The 18,396-nt window shown below is 72.7% G+C and carries 12 protein-coding genes; 4 read left to right on the forward strand and 8 right to left on the reverse strand.

The genetic code is table 11. From position 1 onward, the window contains the following. Positions 1–107: 107 nt before the first annotated feature. The 5 genes from ACF1AK_RS25495 to ACF1AK_RS25515 all read right to left on the reverse strand — a co-directional run bounded on the left by ACF1AK_RS25495 (position 108) and on the right by ACF1AK_RS25515 (position 9,657). Positions 108–5,054, reverse strand: a complete 4,947-nt coding sequence (locus ACF1AK_RS25495) for an NAD-glutamate dehydrogenase (RefSeq protein WP_391501127.1) — start codon at positions 5,052–5,054, stop codon at positions 108–110. 347 nt (positions 5,055–5,401) lie between these two features. Further along, the gene (pruA, locus tag ACF1AK_RS25500; RefSeq protein WP_391501162.1) at positions 5,402–7,027 is read right to left on the reverse strand and encodes an L-glutamate gamma-semialdehyde dehydrogenase; all 1,626 of its coding nucleotides are present in this window, start codon (positions 7,025–7,027) and stop codon (positions 5,402–5,404) included. Between the two features lie 149 nt (positions 7,028–7,176). Continuing rightward, entirely contained in the window at positions 7,177–7,833 is a 657-nt protein-coding gene (locus tag ACF1AK_RS25505; protein ID WP_391501128.1) for an HAD family hydrolase, read from the reverse strand. Positions 7,834–7,907: 74 nt separating this feature from the next. Next, positions 7,908–8,417 (reverse strand): DUF6912 family protein, encoded by a 510-nt coding sequence (locus ACF1AK_RS25510; RefSeq protein ID WP_391501129.1) that lies wholly within the window; start codon positions 8,415–8,417, stop codon positions 7,908–7,910. Positions 8,418–8,535: 118 nt separating this feature from the next. Continuing rightward, positions 8,536–9,657: a patatin-like phospholipase family protein gene (locus ACF1AK_RS25515; protein ID WP_391501130.1), complete on the reverse strand. Its 1,122-nt coding sequence runs from the start codon at positions 9,655–9,657 to the stop codon at positions 8,536–8,538. Between the two features lie 383 nt (positions 9,658–10,040). Here ACF1AK_RS25515 and ACF1AK_RS25520 point away from each other — a divergent pair, with 383 nt between their 5' ends. Further along, positions 10,041–10,526: an Rv3235 family protein gene (locus tag ACF1AK_RS25520; RefSeq protein ID WP_391501131.1), complete on the forward strand. Its 486-nt coding sequence runs from the start codon at positions 10,041–10,043 to the stop codon at positions 10,524–10,526. A 137-nt stretch (positions 10,527–10,663) separates the two neighbouring features. On the opposite strand, the gene secA is transcribed toward ACF1AK_RS25520, so the two are convergent. Beyond that, the gene (gene secA, locus ACF1AK_RS25525; RefSeq protein WP_391501132.1) at positions 10,664–13,426 is read right to left on the reverse strand and encodes a preprotein translocase subunit SecA; all 2,763 of its coding nucleotides are present in this window, start codon (positions 13,424–13,426) and stop codon (positions 10,664–10,666) included. Between the two features lie 251 nt (positions 13,427–13,677). On the opposite strand from secA, the gene ACF1AK_RS25530 reads away from it, so the two are divergent. Next, a complete protein-coding gene (locus tag ACF1AK_RS25530) occupies positions 13,678–14,262 on the forward strand; it encodes a GNAT family N-acetyltransferase (protein ID WP_391501133.1) in 585 nt (194 codons plus the stop codon). 68 nt (positions 14,263–14,330) lie between these two features. After that, positions 14,331–15,548: a winged helix-turn-helix domain-containing protein gene (locus ACF1AK_RS25535; protein ID WP_391501134.1), complete on the forward strand. Its 1,218-nt coding sequence runs from the start codon at positions 14,331–14,333 to the stop codon at positions 15,546–15,548. A 42-nt stretch (positions 15,549–15,590) separates the two neighbouring features. Here ACF1AK_RS25535 and ACF1AK_RS25540 read toward each other — a convergent pair whose 3' ends face one another. Then, on the reverse strand, positions 15,591–16,349 hold the full coding sequence (locus tag ACF1AK_RS25540) for a response regulator (protein WP_391501135.1): 759 nt from the start codon (positions 16,347–16,349) through the stop codon (positions 15,591–15,593). A gap of 196 nt (positions 16,350–16,545) precedes the next feature. Next, a complete protein-coding gene (gene hpf, locus ACF1AK_RS25545) occupies positions 16,546–17,241 on the reverse strand; it encodes a ribosome hibernation-promoting factor, HPF/YfiA family (RefSeq protein WP_391501136.1) in 696 nt (231 codons plus the stop codon). 365 nt (positions 17,242–17,606) lie between these two features. Here hpf and ACF1AK_RS25550 point away from each other — a divergent pair, with 365 nt between their 5' ends. After that, positions 17,607–18,374, forward strand: a complete 768-nt coding sequence (locus ACF1AK_RS25550; RefSeq protein WP_391501137.1) for a ComF family protein — start codon at positions 17,607–17,609, stop codon at positions 18,372–18,374. Positions 18,375–18,396: the final 22 nt, after the last annotated feature.

Consider the following 18,396-nt stretch of genomic DNA (forward strand, 5'->3'; position numbering starts at 1 on the left):
CCTCCACCTGTCCGCCGCCCGGGAGGAGTTCCGCGGCCGGACAGCACGACGGCGGGCCCGCGTCCGGGAGAGGACGCGGGCCCGCCGTACTGCCGTGCCGGCCGGGGTCAGCGCATCGAGCCCGTGCGGAGCAGGGTGCGGATGACGCGCATCGCGACGGAGAGGCTGGACAGCTCGTAGTTGTCCGAACCCCTTATGTCGTCGAGGGTGCTCTTGGCGCGGTTCAGCAGGGTGGAGTTGAGGTCCGCCCAGGCCGTGTAGCGCTCCTCGGGGGCTGCGTCGTCGGGGCCGCAGGCGAGGATGTCGGCGGTCAGGGCCGCGTGGGCCGCGAAGAGGTCCTCGCGGATGGCGGCGCGGGCCATCGACGACCAGCGGTCGGTGCGGGGCAGCTCGATGATGCGGTCGAGCAGGTGGGTGATCTGGAGGCGGTCGGCGAGGTCGTAGTAGAGCTCGGCGACCTGGGCGACGTCCTTGCCGGAGCGGTCCGCGACCTCGGTGATGTCCAGGGTCGGGAAGGTCGAGGACAGGCCCGCGATCCGGGTGGCCAGCTCCTCCGGCACGCCGGCCCCGGTGAGCTCGCCGTAGACCTTCTCGAACCAGACGAGGTCGTCACCGCGCAGCGGCTTGGGCAGCGAGCCCCAGACCTGGTTGACCCGGTCGTGGAAGAACTCGATGGTGCCGGCGATGTCCAGCGGCTGGCGCCGGTTGTTGAGCATCCACCGGGTGGCGCGCTCGACGAGGCGGCGCGCGTGCAGCCGCATCTTGGTCTGCGCCCGGGCGGGGACCTTGTTGTCCAGGCCCTCGATCTCCGACCAGATCTCCTCCAGGCCGAAGACGGCCCGGGCGGCGGTGTGGGTGCGGGCGACCTCCTCGTAGGTGGCGCCGGTCTCCTCCTTCAGGCGGAAGGCGAAGGTGCAGCCGCCGCGGTTGATCGTGTCGTTGACGATCAGCGTGGTGATGATCTCGCGGCGCAGCGGGTGCCGGTCGATCTGCTCGGCGAACCGGCCGCGCAGCGCGCTCGGGAAGTAGTCGTGCAGCGCGGTGCGGAAGAACGGGTCGTCGGGCAGGTCGGTGGCGAGCAGCTCGTCGGCCAGGGTGATCTTGGTGTAGGCGAGCAGCACCGACATCTCGGGCTGGGACAGGCCCCGGCCGTTCTGCTGGCGCTCGCGGATCTGCCGCTCGGTGGGCAGGAACTCCAGGGCCCGGTCGAGCTGCCCGTCCGCCTCCAGGCGGTTGATCATCCGGGAGTGGACGTTGACCATGCTGTGCGCCTGGGCGACCGCGTTGGCCAGCACCACGTTCTGCGCGTAGTTGTTGCGCAGCACGAGGCGGCCGACCTCGTCGGTCATCTCGGCGAGCAGGGTGTTGCGCTGCTTGACCGTCATGTCGCCGTCGGCGACCACCTGGTTGAGCAGGATCTTGATGTTGACCTCGTGGTCCGAGGTGTCCACGCCGGCCGAGTTGTCGATGGCGTCGGTGTTGATCCAGCCGCCGGTGCCCTCGGGACCGCCGCCGGCCGCGTACTCGATGCGGCCGAGCTGGGTGCAGCCGAGGTTGCCGCCCTCGCCGACGACCCGGGCGCGGACCTGCTCGCCGTTGACGCGGATGGCGTCGTTGGCCTTGTCGCCGACCTCGGCGTTGGTCTCGGTGGAGGCCTTGACGTAGGTGCCGATGCCGCCGTTCCAGAACAGGTCGACGGGCGCCTGGAGAATGGCCTTCATCAGCTCGGCCGGGGTGAGCCGGGTGTCGGGGACGCCCAGCACGGCCCGCACCTGCGGCGACAGCTGGATCGACTTGGCGCTGCGCGGGAAGACGCCGCCGCCCGCCGAGATCAGCGACTTGTCGTAGTCGTCCCAGGAGCTGCGCGGCACCTCGAAGAGGCGGCGGCGCTCGGCGTAGGAGACGGCCGCGTCCGGGTTGGGGTCGAGGAAGATGTGGCGGTGGTCGAAGGCGGCGACCAGCCGGATGTGCTCGCTGAGCAGCATGCCGTTGCCGAAGACGTCACCGGACATGTCGCCGATGCCGACGACGGTGAAGTCCTCGCTCTGGGTGTCGTGGCCCAGCTCGCGGAAGTTGCGCTTGACCGACTCCCAGGCACCGCGGGCGGTGATGCCCATGCCCTTGTGGTCGTAGCCGGCCGAGCCGCCGGAGGCGAACGCGTCGCCCAGCCAGAAGCCGTAGGACTCGGCGACACCGTTGGCGATGTCGGAGAAGGTCGCGGTGCCCTTGTCGGCGGCGACGACCAGGTAGGTGTCGTCCTCGTCGTGGCGGACCACGTCGGCCGGGTGGACGACCTCGCCGCCGACCAGGTTGTCGGTGATGTCCAGCAGCGCCGAGATGAACGTCTTGTAGGACGCGACGCCCTCGGCCAGCCAGGCGTCACGGTCGACCGACGGGTCCGGCAGCTGCTTGGCGACGAAGCCGCCCTTGGCGCCGACCGGCACGATGACGGTGTTCTTCACCATCTGCGCCTTGACCAGGCCGAGGATCTCGGTGCGGAAGTCCTCGCGCCGGTCGGACCAGCGCAGACCGCCGCGGGCGACCTTGCCGAAGCGCAGGTGCACGCCCTCGACCTGCGGCGAGTAGACCCAGATCTCGAACGCCGGGCGCGGGGCCGGCAGGTCCGGGATGGCCTTCGGGTCGAACTTCATCGACACGTAGGAGTGCCACGCACCCGAGCCGTCGTGCTGGAAGAAGTTGGTCCGCAGGGTGGCCTTGATGAGGTGGAGGAAGGAGCGCAGGATGCGGTCCTCGTCCAGCGAGACGACCTCGTCCAGCGCCCCGGCCAGCTCCTCCAGGATGCCCTCGGTCAGCTCCAGCGCGCCCTGCTGGTGGCTGGGGCTCAGCCGGGCCTCGAAGAGGTTCACCAGCAGGCGGGTGGTGTGGGTGTTGTTGCGGAGCGCGTCCTCCATGTAGTCCTGGGAGAACGTGGAGCCCGCCTGGCGCAGGTACTTGGCGTACGCGCGCAGCATCATCGCCTGGCGCCAGGTCAGCCCGGCGGTGAGGACCAGCTCGTTGAAGCCGTCGTTCTCGGCCTTGCCGGTCCAGGTGGCGGCGAAGGTCTCCTGGAAGCGCTCGCGGGCCTCGTCGGTGAGCTCGACGGCCTCGCGCAGCCGCAGGCCGAAGTCGTAGACCCAGGCGGTGGTGTGGTCGGAGCGGGTCAGCGCGTAGGGGTGCTCGTCGAGCACCTCGACGCCCAGGCGCTGGAGGACCGGCAGGACCTCGGTGAGCGAGATCGGGCCGCCCACCCGGTAGATCTTGAAGCGGCGCTCGTCGTCGCCGGCGCCGACCGGCTGGTACAGGTTGAGCCGGAAGTCGCCCTCGCCCTGCAGCGACTCGATCTGCTTGAGGTCGGCGACGGCGGTGCGCGCGGTGAAGTCGGCGCGGTAGCCGTCGGGGAAGGCGTTGGCGTACTTGCGGGAGAGCTCGGCGGCCCTCTCCTCGCCCAGCTCGGTGTGCAGCTGGTCGTTGAAGCCGTCCATCCAGAACCGGGCGGCCTCGGCCAGCTTGGCCTCGATCCGCTCGACCTCGGCGTCGGTCAGCTGCGGCAGCTCGCTGCCGGGGGTGACCCGGACGACGAAGTGCAGACGGGTCAGCACCGACTCCGTCGACCAGACCGTGTAGTCGATCGAGGCGCCGTTGAGCTCCTGCATCAGGATGTCCATGAGGCGCAGCCGGATGCGGGTGGTGTAGCGGTCGCGCGGCAGGTAGACCAGCGCGGAGAAGTAGCGCCCGTACTCGTCCTGGCGCAGGAACAGCCGCAGCCGGCGGCGCTCCTGGAGGTAGAGGACGCTGGTGGCGATCTGGAGCAGTTCGGCGGCCCGGGTCTGGAAGATCTCGTCCCGGGGGAAGGTCTCCAGGATCTGCAGCAGGTCGCGGCCGTCGTGGCTCTCGGTGGAGAAGCCGGAGGCGGCGATGACGTCCTGGACCTTGCGGCGGACCACCGGGATGCGGCTGACCGACTCGGTGTAGGCGGCGGCCGAGAACAGGCCGAGGAAGCGGCGCTCGCCGATGACCTCGCCGTTGGCGTCGAACTTCTTCACGCCGACGTAGTCGAGGTAGGCGGGGCGGTGCACGGTGGCGCGGCTGTTGGCCTTGGTGAGGACGAGCAGCTTCTTCTCGTGGGCCTTGGCGCGCACCGGCGCGGAGAGCCGGCCGAAGGCCTCGCTGACGGCGTGGTGCTGCTCGTCGCGGCTGATCGGGTCGGAGCGCAGGATGCCGAGGCCGGTGCCGGCGACGGCCCGCAGGACCTCCTCACCCTCGTGCTCGACGAGGTCGTACTCGCGGTAGCCGAGGAAGGTGAAGTGGTCGTCGGCGAGCCAGCGCATCAGCTCCCAGGCCTCGCCGACCTCCTGCTCGGGCAGGCCGGCCGGGGGCTGCTCGGCGAGCTCGTCGGCCAGGCGCAGCGCGGAGTCGCGCATCTTGGCCCAGTCCTCGACGACCTCGCGGACGTCGCCGAGCACACGGCGCAGGTTGGTCTCGATCTCGCGGAGGTCCTCGCGGTCGGTCTCGCGGTCGATCTCGATATGCATCCACGACTCGACGGTCGCGTCGGCCGGCCACTCGGTGCCGGCGGCCTGGCTGCGGGCGCAGGCGTCGACGTCGAGGATCTCCAGCAGCTTGCCGGTGATGTCACGGCGGACGACCAGCTGGGGGTGGATGACGACGTGGATCGCGCGGTCCTGGCGGGACAGCTCGTTGGTCACCGAGTCGACCAGGAAGGGCATGTCGTCGGTGACGACCTCGACCACCGTGTGGCCGCAGGACCAGCCGTTCTCCTCGACCGAGGGGGTGTGCACCCGCACCTCGGCGGTGCCCTGCGGGCGCTTGAGCCCCAGGCGGTAGTGCGAGGCGGCCGCGCCGTAGACGTCGACCGGGTCGCGGTCGACCAGGTCCTCCGGCGCCGTGTGGAGGTAGTAGTGGTGCAGGTACGCGGACAGAGCGCCGTTGCTCAGTCCCTCCCCCGGCGCCGCTCCCCCCACCTGGCTGTTCTCAGCGGCTGCTGCTGCCTTCCTGAGCAGTTCGGCCTTGGCTGCGTCCAGCTTGGTCTGCATGACTTCTTGGCTCCTGTCGCGCGCCGTTGCGTGACTCGGTGGTGGTCTCGGTTCGCACCGCCGGGGTCTCCCGCAATCCTGCCGCACCGTCCTGCTGAAAGGATCCCAAGGCGCGCATGGAACACCTCTGCAGCGGGTAGGACGAGACGTTCGGCCTCTGCGGAACCACCCGACGACGCCAGCCAGCCTAACGGGATCAATCCAAGGTGTCAGGGGACAACCAGGCGCAAACCTGCAGGAAGATCGAGCCGTCCTGGACAGCTTGTCCAATCAGCCTGCCGGTTTGCGCCGAAAGCCGAAACTTCGCCCGGAGCGCCGTGCGGAATCCGTGTGCGGAGCGTGGACGCTCAGCCCATGTGCGGGTGGACGTGCGAGGTCGGGGGGACGAACGTCTCCTTGATCGACCGGGCCGAGGTCCAGCGCAGCAGGTTCTGCGCGGCGCCCGCCTTGTCGTTGGTGCCGGACGCCCGGCCGCCGCCGAAGGGCTGCTGGCCGACCACGGCGCCGGTCGGCTTGTCGTTGATGTAGAAGTTCCCGGCGGCGAACCGCAGCGCCTCCACCGCCTGCGCGATCGCGTAGCGGTCCTGGGCGACCACCGAGCCGGTCAGCCCGTACGGCGCGCCCGCGTCGACCCGGCCCAGCACGTCGTCCCAGCGGGAGTCCTCGTAGACGTGGACGGCCAGGATCGGGCCGAAGTACTCGGTGCGGAACATCTCGTTGCGGAAGTCCGAGGAGACCAGCACGGTCGGGCGGACGAACCAGCCGATCGCGTCGTCGTACTGGCCGCCGGCCGCCAGTTCGACCGTCGGGTCGGCCTTGGCCCGGTCGATGGCGGCCCGGTTCTTCTCGAACGCGCGCCGGTCGATCAGCGCGCCCATGAAGTTCGACAGGTCGGTGACGTCGCCGACGGCCAGCGCGTCCACCTCGCCGAGGAAGTCGTCCTTGATCCGCTGCCAGAGGCTGCGCGGCAGGTAGGCGCGGGAGAGCGCCGAGCACTTCTGGCCCTGGTACTCGAAGGCGCCGCGGATCAGGGCCGCCTTGAGGACCTCCGGGTCGGCCGAACGGTGCGCCAGCAGGAAGTCCTTGCCGCCGGTCTCCCCGACGATCCGCGGGTAGGCCCGGTAGCCGCCGATGTTGGCGCCGACGGTCTGCCAGAGCGCGCGGAAGGTCGCGGTGGAGCCGGTGAAGTGCAGTCCGGCCAGGGCGGGGTCGGCGAGCGCCACCGCGGATAGCTGCTGTCCGTCGCCGGTGACCAGGTTGACCACCCCCGGCGGCAGTCCGGCCGCCTCCAGCAGCCGCATCAGGTAGTGCGCGGCCAGCGTCTGGCCGGGCGCGGGCTTCCACACCACCGTGTTGCCCATCAGCGCGGGCGCGGTCGGCAGGTTGCCGGCGATCGCGGTGAAGTTGAACGGGGTGATCGCGTAGACGAAGCCCTCCAGCGGGCGGTGGTCGGTGCGGTTCCACACCCCCGGCGAGGAGACCGGCTGGTCGGCCAGGATCTCCCGCGCGAAGTGCACGTTCCAGCGCCAGAAGTCGATCAGCTCGCAGGCCGAGTCGATCTCCGCCTGTTGCGCGGTCTTGGACTGCCCGAGCATGGTGGCCGCGTTGAGCGTCTCCCGCCACGGCCCGGCCAGCAGGTCGGCGGCGCGCAGGAAGACCGCCGCCCGGTCGTCGAAGGAGAGCGAGCGCCACTCCCGCCCGGCCGCCAGCGCGGCGTCCACCGCGGCCCGGGCGTCCTCCCGGGTGGCGTTGCCGAGCACGCCCAGCCTGGCCGCGTGGTGGTGCGGCTGGACGACGTCGATCCGTTCGCCGCCGCCGAACCGCTGCTCGCCGCCGATGGTCATCGGCAGCGGGATCTGCTCGGCCGCGAGGTCGTCCAGCCGGCGCACCAGACGCTCCCGCTCCGGGCTGCCGGGCGCGTAGCCGAGCACCGGCTCGTTGCCCGGTACCGGGACCTGGGTGACTGCGTCGATGGGCATGGCGGGCTCCGCTCCTCGTCGGGCGGCCGGCCCGTTCCGACGACGGGCCCGGCACCCGTCCAGCCTGACCAGCGGCGGGCCGCTTCGCCCGCCCGGACACGCCAACGGTGGACGTGGCCCGCGCCACGCCCGGCCGCCCGCCGCTACCCGGCGAGCCGGCCGGCCAGCTCCACCGCCTCCGCCAGGGTGTCCACCACCGGCACGCCGACCGGCTCCAGCTTCTCCCGGGTGTGCGAGCCGCCGGTGTACAGCACCGCGTGGGCGCCCGCCTCCAGCGCGGCCAGCGCGTCGTCCGCCGCATCGCCGATCAGCACCGTGCGGGCCGGGTCCACCTGCGCGCCGAGCGCGGCCAGGTGCCGGACCAGGTACTCGGCCTTCTGGCCGCCGGCCGGGCCGTTGCGCCCGTCCACCCGCAGGAACTGGCCGGTCAGGCCGAAGCCCTCGACCACCGGCAGCAGCCGCTCGTGCTCGTACATGGACAGCAGCGACTGGCTGCACCCGGCCGCCCGCCAGCCGTCCAGCAGCTCGCGGGCGCCCTCGGTGAGGCCGCAGGCGGTGCTCAGCTCGCGGTAGCGGTCGTGGAACGCGTCGTCCAGGCGCAGCCACTCGTCCTCGGAGGGCATCCGGCCGATCAGCCGCTGGTAGAACCGGGGGATCGGGATCTCGTACTGCTCCCGGTACTCCTGCAGCGTCATCGGGCCCACCCCGATGGTCGCGAAGGCGGCGTTGCTCGCACCGAGCACCGCCTCCATGTCGTGGAAGAGCGTTCCGTTCCAGTCCCAGACGATATGTGTGCGCACCCGTGAACGGTAGCGCCGGGCGGCGCCGGACCGGTAGGACGGGGCTCACCCCGCCCGCGGCGCCCGCACCGGCCTCAGGCCAGCAGGGCGGCGATCTCCTGGGTGGCGAACCAGAGCAGGTCGTGGTCCTCGGCGCCGTCCACGGTGAACTGGGCGTCCTGGTCGCCCGCGTCCGCGGCCGTCACCGCCTCGACGGCCGCCGTCACGTCGGCCACCACGTCCGCGTCGGCGACGTCCGCGTGCACCGCGGCGGCCTTGGCCAGCTTCACCGGACCGGCCAGCACCACCCGGCCGAGCGAGGCCTGGTCCTGGTACTCGTCGCCGGGGAACGGCTTCACCGCCGAGTCGGCGACGTCGAGCGCCACGACGACGCGCCGGCGCGGGGCGTCGGGGGCGGCGGCCAGCAGGCGCAGCGAGGACTGGGCGGCCCGGTTCAGCGCCGCGTACTCCAGTTCCTCCAGGTCGTCGCTGACGTACCACTCGCGCAGCGCGGGCGTCACGGCGTACGCCGCGGACTGCTCCAGCGCGCCGCCCGAGTGCGCCGCCGCCAGGCCGGTCAGGGTGGTGGGCACGTACACGCGCATCGGTGGCACTCTCCGGTTCGTCCAGCGGCACAGCTTCCAGCGCCCCAAGAATAAGCTCCGGACGGCCGGCCGTGATCACCCCCGCACCGCCGGAGCGGGCGCCCGGCTCCCCGCACCGTCAGCGCGCGGCCTCCAGGGAGCGCCGGCAGGTGTCCAGCGCGCTCTCCAGGACGGGGCCGCGGCGGGCGGGGTCCATCATGTTCGGCCCCATCACGCGCAGGTCGGCGGGGGTGGGCGCGAGCAGGTGGACGCGCACGCCGCCCGCCCGCAGCAGCCGGGCCTCGCGCAGCAGCTGCCGGGTCACCGTCCGACGGTAGCGGGCGACCAGCTGGGCGAGCACCCCGCTCGGACGGTCCCGTTCGCGCGAGGCGTGCAGCCACTCCTGCACGCGCCGGGCGCGCGTGGCGGCGGACGCGCCGCCGTCGGGCTCCGGGCGCCCCGGCGGGTCGGGCCGCAGCGCCATGGGGGCGAGCACGTACACCTCGTCGAGGCCCCGGTCGAGCAGCAGGTCGGCGTTGGTGGCCGACCAGCAGCCGCCGTCCACGTACTCGGTGCCGCCGACCGGGACGGGCGCGAACCAGCCGGGGATCGCGCAGGAGGCCATCACCGCCTCCTCGACCCGGGCCGGGGGTGCGCCGGGGTCGCCGAAGACCACCCGGCGGCCGCTGCGGTAGTCCACCGCGACGACCCTCAGCGCCGAACCCGCGGGCCAGCCGCCGTCCTCGCCCCGGGCGCCCCGGCCGCCGGGGGCGTCGTCGCCGAACAGGCCGCCGACCAGCGCGCCGACCGACGCCAGCGAGCCCCGGCCGTGCGGCGCCATCGCCGAGACCATGGTGAGCCAGGGGTAGGTGCGCGGGTGCCGGACGGCGTCCCGCAGCAGGCCCGGCGAGCCGATGCCCGCCCGGGGGCGCGGCGGCAGCGCGCCGCCGACCGCCGTGTCGTAGTCGAAGCCGGTCCCGGCCAGCGGCCCGGAGGTGACCGGCAGGCCCCGCTGGTGGTCGCGCAGCTGGCCGGCGTCCGCCCCGCCCGCGAGCAGGGCGCCGAGGATGGCGCCCGCCGAGGTGCCGAGCAGCACCTCCGCGTCGCCCGGCGCCCGGCCGGTCGCCTCCTCGACGGCGCACAGCGCGCCGACCGTCCAGGCCGCGCCGAGCATGCCGCCGCCGCCCAGCACCAGGCCGCGCCGGGGAGCGCCGCCGCTCGGCGGCGGCGCCGGACGTGTCCCGGATACCCATGTCGTCATACCGGCCGCCTGTCGTCGTCGGGGCGGTGCTGGTGCGGTGCCGGGGCTGGTGCTGCCGCGGTGCCGGCACGGCCGGATGCGCGGCGTACCGCCCGGCCTTCGATCCTGCGCGCGGACCGGCCCCGGACGCAACGCCCGTCCTGCCGAACGGACCGTCCCCTTTCGGACCCCGCCGCCCTCCCCGGCCCGTCAACCCGGCGCTCACGGGGGTGCCCGCAGGCCAGCCGCCGCACGGGCCGGCTCACCCGGATAGGTGAACTTCGAGGTCCTTCGGCAGACCGCGGCAAACCCGTTGCCGCCCCACGCGGGCGGCCACTAGCAAGGACCCGTCCGTACCCGCACCACCGCACCGGCCCCGCGCCGACCGCCCCCGAGGAAGGCCCATGACCACGTGCCCGAACCGCGCCGCACCGCCCCTCGGCCCGCCCGCCGTGCTCTCCGCGCGCCCCTACCGCCCGCACGGCACCGCCCGGGACCACCACCCGGGGCCCCCGCGCCGGCCCCGCCGGCCCCGGGCCGGGTGCACCGGCGCTCCGGTCCGCGACCCGCTCGGCGCCCTGAGCACCAGGTTCGCCCACCGGCTGGTGGAGGTCCTCACCGGCGCCCGGCCGTCCGGCCAGCTGCTGCGCCACACCACCCTGGACTGCTACGGCCAGCTCTCCACCCTGGTCCGGGCCGGTACCCTGCGCCGGACCGGCACCGACGAGCGGCCGCGGCTCGGCCCGGTGCACGACCGCTCGCCCTCCCCGGGCGCGGTCGAGGCCTGTGTCCGGGTGGACCTCGGCGCCCGGCACCACGTGGTGGCGTTCCGGCTGGAGCCGCGCGGCCCCTCCGGCCAGTGGCAGTGCACCGCCGTGGAGGCGCGGTGAACGCCGCCCGCACCGCCGCGCCGCCCGCCCGCGATCCGCTCGCGGCGCCCCCTGGAACGGCGCGGGGCGCCGCCCCCGTACGGGAGCGGCGCCCTGCCCGGCGGCGGGCCGGTCCGAGGCACGGACCGGCCGCCGGCTCAGCCCTTGCGGCGGCGGCCCTTGGCCGACCTGGCCGCCTTGCGGCGCTCGGCGCGGGTCAGCCCGTCGCCCTCGTCCTCCGCGCCGAGGTCCTCGAAGTCGCCCTCGACCACACCGCCGCCGACCTCGTCCGAGGGGGCCGTGTAGTGCAGCCGCTGCGGCTTGGGGGCCTCCAGGCCCTTGGCCTTGATCTCCGGGCGGGCGGCGTCCTTCTCCAGCTTGTCGAGCACGACCTGGGCGTCCTCGACCGGGACCTCCTCGACCTGCTGCTCGACCTGGACCTCCAGGTTGAACAGGTAGCCGACGGACTCCTCCTTGATGCCCTCCATCATCGCGGTGAACATGTCGAAGCCCTCGCGCTGGTACTCGACCAGCGGGTCGCGCTGCGCCATGGCCCGCAGGCCGATGCCCTCCTGGAGGTAGTCCATCTCGTAGAGGTGCTCGCGCCAGCGGCGGTCCAGCACCGACAGCACGACGCGGCGCTCCAGCTCGCGCATGATCTCGGTGCCGAGCTGGTCCTCGCGGGCGCCGTACTGCGCCTGGATGTCCTCCTGGATGACCTTGGTGAGGAACTCCGGGGTGAGGCCCGCGGTGCCGCCGGCCTCCTCCTCCAGCTCCTCCAGGTCCAGGGTGAGCGGGTAGAGCTGCTTGAGCGCGGTCCAGAGCTTGTCGAGGTCCCAGTCGTCCTCGAAGCCCTCGCCGGTGGCGGCCCGGACGTACGCCTCGACGGTGTCGTCCATGAAGTGGCCGACCTGCTCCTGGAGGTCCTCGCCCTCCAGCACCCGGCGGCGCTCGCCGTAGATGACCTCGCGCTGGCGGTTCAGCACCTCGTCGTACTTGAGGACGTTCTTGCGGATCTCGAAGTTCTGCTGCTCGACCTGGGTCTGCGCGGAGGCGATGGCCCGGGTGACCATCTTCGACTCGATCGGCACGTCCTCGGGCACGTTGGCCATCGAGAGCACGCGCTCGACCATGCCGGCCTTGAACAGACGCATCAGGTCGTCGCCCAGCGACAGGTAGAAGCGGGACTCGCCCGGGTCGCCCTGACGGCCGGAACGGCCGCGCAGCTGGTTGTCGATCCGGCGGGACTCGTGCCGCTCGGTGCCGAGGACGTAGAGGCCGCCGGCCTCCTTGACCTCGTCCTGCTCGGCCTTCACCGCGGCCTTGGCCTTCTCCAGGGCGGCCGGGAACGCGGCCTCGTACTCCTCCGGGGTGTCCACCGGGGAGAGTCCGCGCTGGGCCAGCTCGGCGGCCGCGAGGTGGTCGGCGTTGCCGCCGAGCATGATGTCGGTACCGCGGCCGGCCATGTTGGTGGCGACGGTGACGGCGCCCTTGCGGCCGGCCTGGGCGACGATCTGCGCCTCGCGCTCGTGGTGCTTGGCGTTCAGCACCTCGTGCGGGATGCCGCGCTTGCGCAGCTCCTGCGACAGGTACTCGGACTTCTCGACCGACACGGTGCCGACCAGCACCGGCTGGCCCTTCTCGTGCTTCTCGGCGATGTCCTCGACCACGGCGGCGAACTTGGCCGGCTCCGACTTGTAGATCAGGTCGGGCTGGTCGATGCGCAGCGGCGTCTTGTTGGTCGGGATCGGCACCACGCCGAGCTTGTAGATCTGGTGGAACTCGGCCGCCTCGGTGGTGCCGGTACCGGTCATGCCGGACAGCTTGTCGTACAGGCGGAAGAAGTTCTGGAGGGTGATGGTGGCCAGGGTCTGGTTCTCGTTCTGGACCTCCACCCCTTCCTTGGCCTCGATCGCCTGATGCATGCCCTCGTTGTAGCGGCGGCCGGCCAGGATGCGGCCGGTGTGCTCGTCGACGATCATGACTTCGCCGTTCATGACGACGTAGTCCTTGTCCGCCTTGTACAGCTCCTTCGCCTTGATGGCGTTGTTCAGGAAGCCGACCAGCGGGGTGTTCACCGACTCGTAGAGGTTGTCGATGCCCAGGTAGTCCTCGACCCGGGTGACGCCCTCCTCCAGGATGCCGACGGTGCGCTTCTTCTCGTCGACCTCGTAGTCGCGGTCGATCTTCAGACGGAGCACCAGCTTGGCGAAGTCGGCGTACCACTTGGTCGCCTGGTCCGCCGGACCGGAGATGATCAGCGGGGTGCGGGCCTCGTCGATGAGGATCGAGTCGACCTCGTCGACGATGGCGAAGTTGTGGCCGCGCTGGACCAGCTCGTCCTTCGACCAGGCCATGTTGTCGCGCAGGTAGTCGAAGCCGAACTCGTTGTTGGTGCCGTACGTGATGTCCATCCCGTACTGGCGCTTGCGCTCGGCGGGCGTCATGTTGCCGAGGATCACGCCGACCTCAAGACCGAGGAAGCGGTGCACCCGGCCCATCCACTCCGAGTCGCGCTCGGCGAGGTAGTCGTTGACCGTGATGAGGTGCACGCCCTTGCCGGTGAGCGCGTTGAGGTACGCGGGCAGCGTGCCGACCAGGGTCTTGCCCTCACCGGTGCGCATTTCGGCGACGTAGCCGAGGTGCAGCGCGGCGCCGCCCATGAGCTGGACGTCGTAGTGCCGCTGGCCGAGCACGCGCTTGGCGGCCTCGCGGACGGTGGCGAACGCCTCGGGGAGGATGTCGTCCAGGCTCTCGCCGTCGGCGAGGCGCTGCTTGTACTCGTCGGTCAGTGCGCGCAGCTCGGCGTCGGTGAGGTTGACGAAGTCCTCTTCGATGGAGTTGACCTGGGCAGCAATCCGCTGCAGCTTGCGAAGGATCTTGCCTTCGCCGGCGCGCAGGATCTTGTCGAAGACGGACACGTGAGCGGGCTCCTTGCCTGTATTGGCACTGGACGACTGCACGGCGGATCCACCCCACCGCACGGGCCATCGTATGCGAGGAGCCCAATGCCCCGGGAGGTGCGTCAGCACGGTATTCCCGTGTCACCCGCGCGAGCACTTCCGACGATAGTCCCTCGCACCGGGGCAAACCGGACGGCCGTCCGGCCAGTTGAACGCGCCGGTCCGTTCATCGGACACCCGGATTTCTCTCTGTACGGAATAATCCGCCCATGGAAGAGCAGCAGGAGAAGCAGAACGGGCCGGGAGCCGCCGAGCCCGTCGTCCTCACCACCGACCGCCTGGTCCTGCGCGCCCCGGGCGAGGGCGACGTCGACGCGATCCTCGCCGCCTGCCAGGACGAGGAGATCCAGCGCTGGACCGTCGTCCCGGTCCCGTACGGCCGCCAGGACGCCGAGTACTTCGTCCACGACTTCGCCGCCGACGGCTGGCGGACCGGCGACAACCTGGTCTGGTCCGTGTTCGAGCGGGAGTCCGGCGCGCTGGTCGGCAGCCAGGGGCTCACGGCCTGCCCCGGCCGGCCGGGCGCCGCCGAGGTCGGCTGGTGGGCGGCCAAGGAGTTCCGCGGCCGCGGCTACACCGCGGAGGCCGCCGCCGCGGTGGCCCGCTTCGGCCTGCGCGAGCTCGGGCTGCGCCGGCTGGAATGGCTCGCCTACGTGGGCAACGAGGGCTCCCGCGCGGTGGCCGAGCGGGTCGGCTTCCGCTTCGAGGGCACCCTGCGCTCCTACTCCGAGCAGCGCGGACGGTTCCTCGACACCTGGATCGCCTCCCTGCTCGCCGAGGACCTCACGGACTGAACGGCCGCTCGCCGCAGGCCCCGGACGCCCGGGGCCCGTTGTCGGTGCCCCCGTCTAGGCTCGCCGGCATGACCGCCTCGACCTCGCGCCCGGCCTCCGTCCCACGCCCCGCCGCCCCCGCCCCGGTGACCGTCCTCGGCGCCGACGACGCCCGCCGGATCGCCCTGCGCGCCCAGGGCCTGCTCGGCGCCCCGGACCGCCGCGGCGGCGTGCGCGGGGTGCTGCGCCGGCTCGGCGCCGTCCAGCTCGACACCATCTCGGTGCTGGCCCGCTCGCACGAACTGGTGCCGTACGCGCGGCTCGGCGCGGTCGGCCGCCCGGCGGTCGAGGCGGCGTACTGGAGCTCCGGCGCGAGCTTCGAGTACTGGTCGCACGCGGCCTGCGTGCTGCCGGTCGAGGAGTGGCCGCTGTTCGCCTTCCGGCGCCGGCGCTACCGCGCCAGGGCCCACGTCTGGGGCAAGCAGGTCGACGCCGCGACCTACCGCACCGTGCTCGACCGGCTGCGCGCCGAAGGACCGCTCACCTCCACCGAGTTGGGCGGCGCCAAGAAGACCGCCGAGTGGTGGGACTGGTCCGACACCAAGATCGCGGTGGAGCGGGCCCTCGCCTTCGGCGACGTGGTCTGCACCGAGCGGCGGAGCTGGAAGCGCGTCTACGCGCTGGCCGAACAGGCCGTGCCCGCCGAGCTGTTCGCGGCCGAGCCGACGGACGAGGAGTGCCTGCGCACCCTGGTCGCGCAGTCCGGAGCGGCCCTCGGCGTGGCGACCAGGGCCGATCTGCTGGACTACCACCGGCTGCGCGCCGACCAGTTGGACGCGGTGCTGCCCGACTCCGGGCTGGTCCCGGTCCAGGTGGCCGGCTGGGGCCCGGACGGCTCCCCCGGCGCGGCCTGGGCCGACCCGGCGGCCCTCGCCGCGCCGCCGCGCGGACGCCACCGCACCACCCTGCTCTCGCCGTTCGACTCGCTGATCTGGGACCGCCCGCGCACCGAGCGGATCTTCGGGATGACCCACCGGCTGGAGGCCTACACGCCCCGGCACAAGCGGGTGCACGGCTACTTCGCGATGCCGCTGCTGGCCGGCGGACAGCTGGTCGGCCGGGTCGATCCGGCCCGCGAGGGTCGCACCCTGGTGGCCCGTCAGGTCTCGCTGGACTCCCCCCGCCACCTGGAGGCGCTGGCCGGGGCGCTGCGCGAGGCGGCCTCCTGGGTGGGCTGCGACGCCGTCCGGGTCGGAACGCTGCACGACGAGGCGCTCCGCCCGGCGCTGGAGAAGCTGCTCGGCTGAGCACCCGGGGGCACGGCGGCAGGGGCCCGACGGGCCCCGCCGTCACCCTATTTCGAGGATCTTCTCCCGCATCGCGTACACCACGGCCTCCATCCGGGAGTGCAGCTGGAGCTTCTCCAGGATGTTGCGCACATGGTTCTTCACGGTGTTCTCGCTGATGAACAGCTCCTTGGCGATCTCCCGGTTGTTCATCCCGGTGGCCACCAGCTTCAGCACCTCCAGCTCCCGGTCGGTCAGCCGCGGCGCGGGCACCAACTCCCGCTCGTCGGACCGGCGCTGGATCATCGACTTGAACTCGGTGAGCAGTTTGGAGGCCATCGACGGGCTGATCTGGGACTGCCCGTCGGCGACCGCGCGGATCGCGGTGGCGACCTCGTCGGTGGAGATCTCCTTGAGCAGGTACCCGGTGGCGCCCGCCTTGATCGCCTCGTAGAGGTCGGCCTCCTCGTCGCTTATCGTCAGCATGATGATCTTGGTGCTGGGTGCGACGTCCTTGATCGCGGTACAGGCCTCGATCCCGCTGCGGCGCGGCATCCTGACGTCCATGAGGATGATGTCCGGCAGCAGGTCGGCGGCCTTGAGCACCGCCTCCGCGCCGTCCCCGGCCTCGCCGACGACCGTGATGTCCTCCTCCTCGGCCAGCACGATCTCCAGGCCGCGGCGGAACAGCGCGTGGTCGTCCACCACCAGGACGCGGATCGGCTCCCCCCGGCGGAGGGCGTACCCGGGCTCCGCCCCCGGGCCGGGCGACACCCCCGCGACCGGCCCCGTGGCGGGCCCCAGCCCGAAGTGATCCCCCATCCGCTCCTCCCCCGTCGCCGGTCGTCGTGCGCCAATCATTCCACGGCCGGAGCCCCCTGCGGTCACCCTCCGGCGCCGATCGCCCCGCATCGGGTGACCTGCGCGGCGGCCCGGCACCGCGGGCGGCCGGCCCCGGAACGCCGGTGACCCCGGCGGCCGCGGCCACCGGGGTCACCCTCCCATGCTGCTCGGACGGTCAGTCCTCGTCGTCACCCGCACCGATCGCACCACCGGCGCCACCACCCTCGACGGTCGTGCCGTCGGCCTTCAGGTGGATCACACCGTAGTGGTAACCGTGCCGGCGGTAGACGACGCTCGGCAGGCCGCTGTCCTTCTCCACGAAGAGGTAGAAGTCGTGACCGACCAGCTCCATCTCGTAGAGCGCCTGGTCGAGCGCCATCGGGGCGGCCGGGTGCGTCTTCTCCCGGACCACCAGCGGGCCCTCGCCCTCCACCTCCAGGGATCCCATCTTGGTCTTGCGGACGGCCCCGTTGGCCGGGCTCTCCGACGGCTTCGTCTCGGCGGGCAGCGCGGCCAGGGCCGCGGTCGCCTCGGCGACGCTGATCGGGGTGCGGCCGTTGCCGCCCTTGTGGACCCGACGCCGGTCCGCGGACTTGCGCAGCTGGGCGTCGAGCTTCGCCGAGGCCAGGTCGAGTGCCGCGTAGGGGTCGGCGGCGGCGGCCTCGGCCCGGATCACCGGACCACGGGTACGGAGAGTGATCTCCACGCGGTCGGACCGGTCGGCCTGCCGCGGGTTGTGTTCCTTGGACACCTCGACATCGAGGCTGATCGCCTTGGTGTCGAACTTCTGGACCTTCTCCAGCTTCTCGGCCACGTGATCCCGGAACCTCTTGGGCACCTCGGTCTTACGGCCCTTGACAACGATGTCCACGCAGAACTCCGATCCCTCGTTCTGTCGCCGGTCCGGGTGCTACCGGACCGGACTGAGACCAGCCGGACCAGCCAATCCTTCCGCCGGCCCTCCCTCCCGCCGGCAACGACGGGAACGACTGGCCCTCACCTCACTTCCTCCCCACCAGGGACGGTTGAAACCCCCTGGGGCTCATCGAACACCTCACACGGAGTTTTCGCCTCCCCAGCGGAGAGTCCGGGTATGACGGACCAATGGGGCAACCCGTCAAGCCGTTGCCCCCTGTCTACCCTCCTGTGAGTGAAACACAGGTAAATACCTGGACAACACCCCCCGTACGGCGCATTCTTTGCTCACTCTCCGTTCCTGAGCCGGAAGGAGCAGCAGTGCCGCCGCCCTCCGCACCGCCCCGACCGCCGTCCGACCACGGGCCGTTCGCCCACGCCCTGGCCGGTCTGCTCGACGTGCTGCTCCCGGCGCCCTGCGCGGGCTGCGGCGCCACCGGCGGCCAGCTCTGCCCGGACTGCCGGGACGCCCTCGCCGCCGACCTGCCCGCGCCCTCCGCCGCCCTGCCCTGGGCGCACGCCGCCGCGCCCTACGACGGCCCGGTCCGCCGGCTGCTGCTCGCCCACAAGGAACGCGGCGCGCTGCGGCTGGCCGGCCCGCTCGGCGAGGCCCTCGCCCGGGCGGTGCGCTCCGCGGTCGGCCCGCAGGGCGGACGGGCCCCGCTGCTGCTCGTCCCGGTGCCCTCGGCCCGCGCGGCCGTCCGCGCCCGGGGCCACGACCCGACCCTGCGACTGGCCACCGCGGCCACCCGCGCGCTGCGCCGGGAGGGCCTGGACGTCCGCGTCGCGGCGCTGCTGCGCCACACCCGCCCGGTCGCCGACCAGGCCGGGCTGCCCGCCGCCGAGCGCCGCCGCAACCTGCACGGCGCGCTCACCGTGCGGCCGCTCGCCCACCGCCGGCCCGCCGGGCTCCGCACGGTCCTGGTGGACGACCTGGTGACCACCGGGGCGAGCCTGGCCGAGGCGGCCCGGGCCCTGTCGGCGGCCGGACTGCCGCCCGGCGCGGCCGCCACGGTCGCGGCGGCGGGCGCGGAGCGGCGCCCGGGGAGCCACCCGGACGGGCCGGACGGCGACGACCGGCGCTGGTGAGGTCACCGGCCGGCGGCCGGAC

Origin of the sequence: Kitasatospora sp. NPDC015120, from assembly GCF_043080305.1 — a bacterium.
Classification (GTDB): domain Bacteria; phylum Actinomycetota; class Actinomycetes; order Streptomycetales; family Streptomycetaceae; genus Kitasatospora.

Coding starts and splice junctions, on each gene's coding strand:
- ACF1AK_RS25495 (WP_391501127.1), bottom strand. CDS start 5,054: ATGCAGACCAAGCTGGACGCAGCCAAGGCCGAACTGCTCAGGAAGGCA.
- ACF1AK_RS25510 (WP_391501129.1), bottom strand. CDS start 8,417: ATGCGCGTGTACGTGCCCACCACCCTGACCGGCCTGGCGGCGGCGCAC.
- ACF1AK_RS25515 (WP_391501130.1), bottom strand. CDS start 9,657: ATGACGACATGGGTATCCGGGACACGTCCGGCGCCGCCGCCGAGCGGC.
- ACF1AK_RS25520 (WP_391501131.1), top strand. CDS start 10,041: ATGACCACGTGCCCGAACCGCGCCGCACCGCCCCTCGGCCCGCCCGCC.
- ACF1AK_RS25530 (WP_391501133.1), top strand. CDS start 13,678: ATGGAAGAGCAGCAGGAGAAGCAGAACGGGCCGGGAGCCGCCGAGCCC.
- ACF1AK_RS25535 (WP_391501134.1), top strand. CDS start 14,331: ATGACCGCCTCGACCTCGCGCCCGGCCTCCGTCCCACGCCCCGCCGCC.
- ACF1AK_RS25540 (WP_391501135.1), bottom strand. CDS start 16,349: ATGGGGGATCACTTCGGGCTGGGGCCCGCCACGGGGCCGGTCGCGGGG.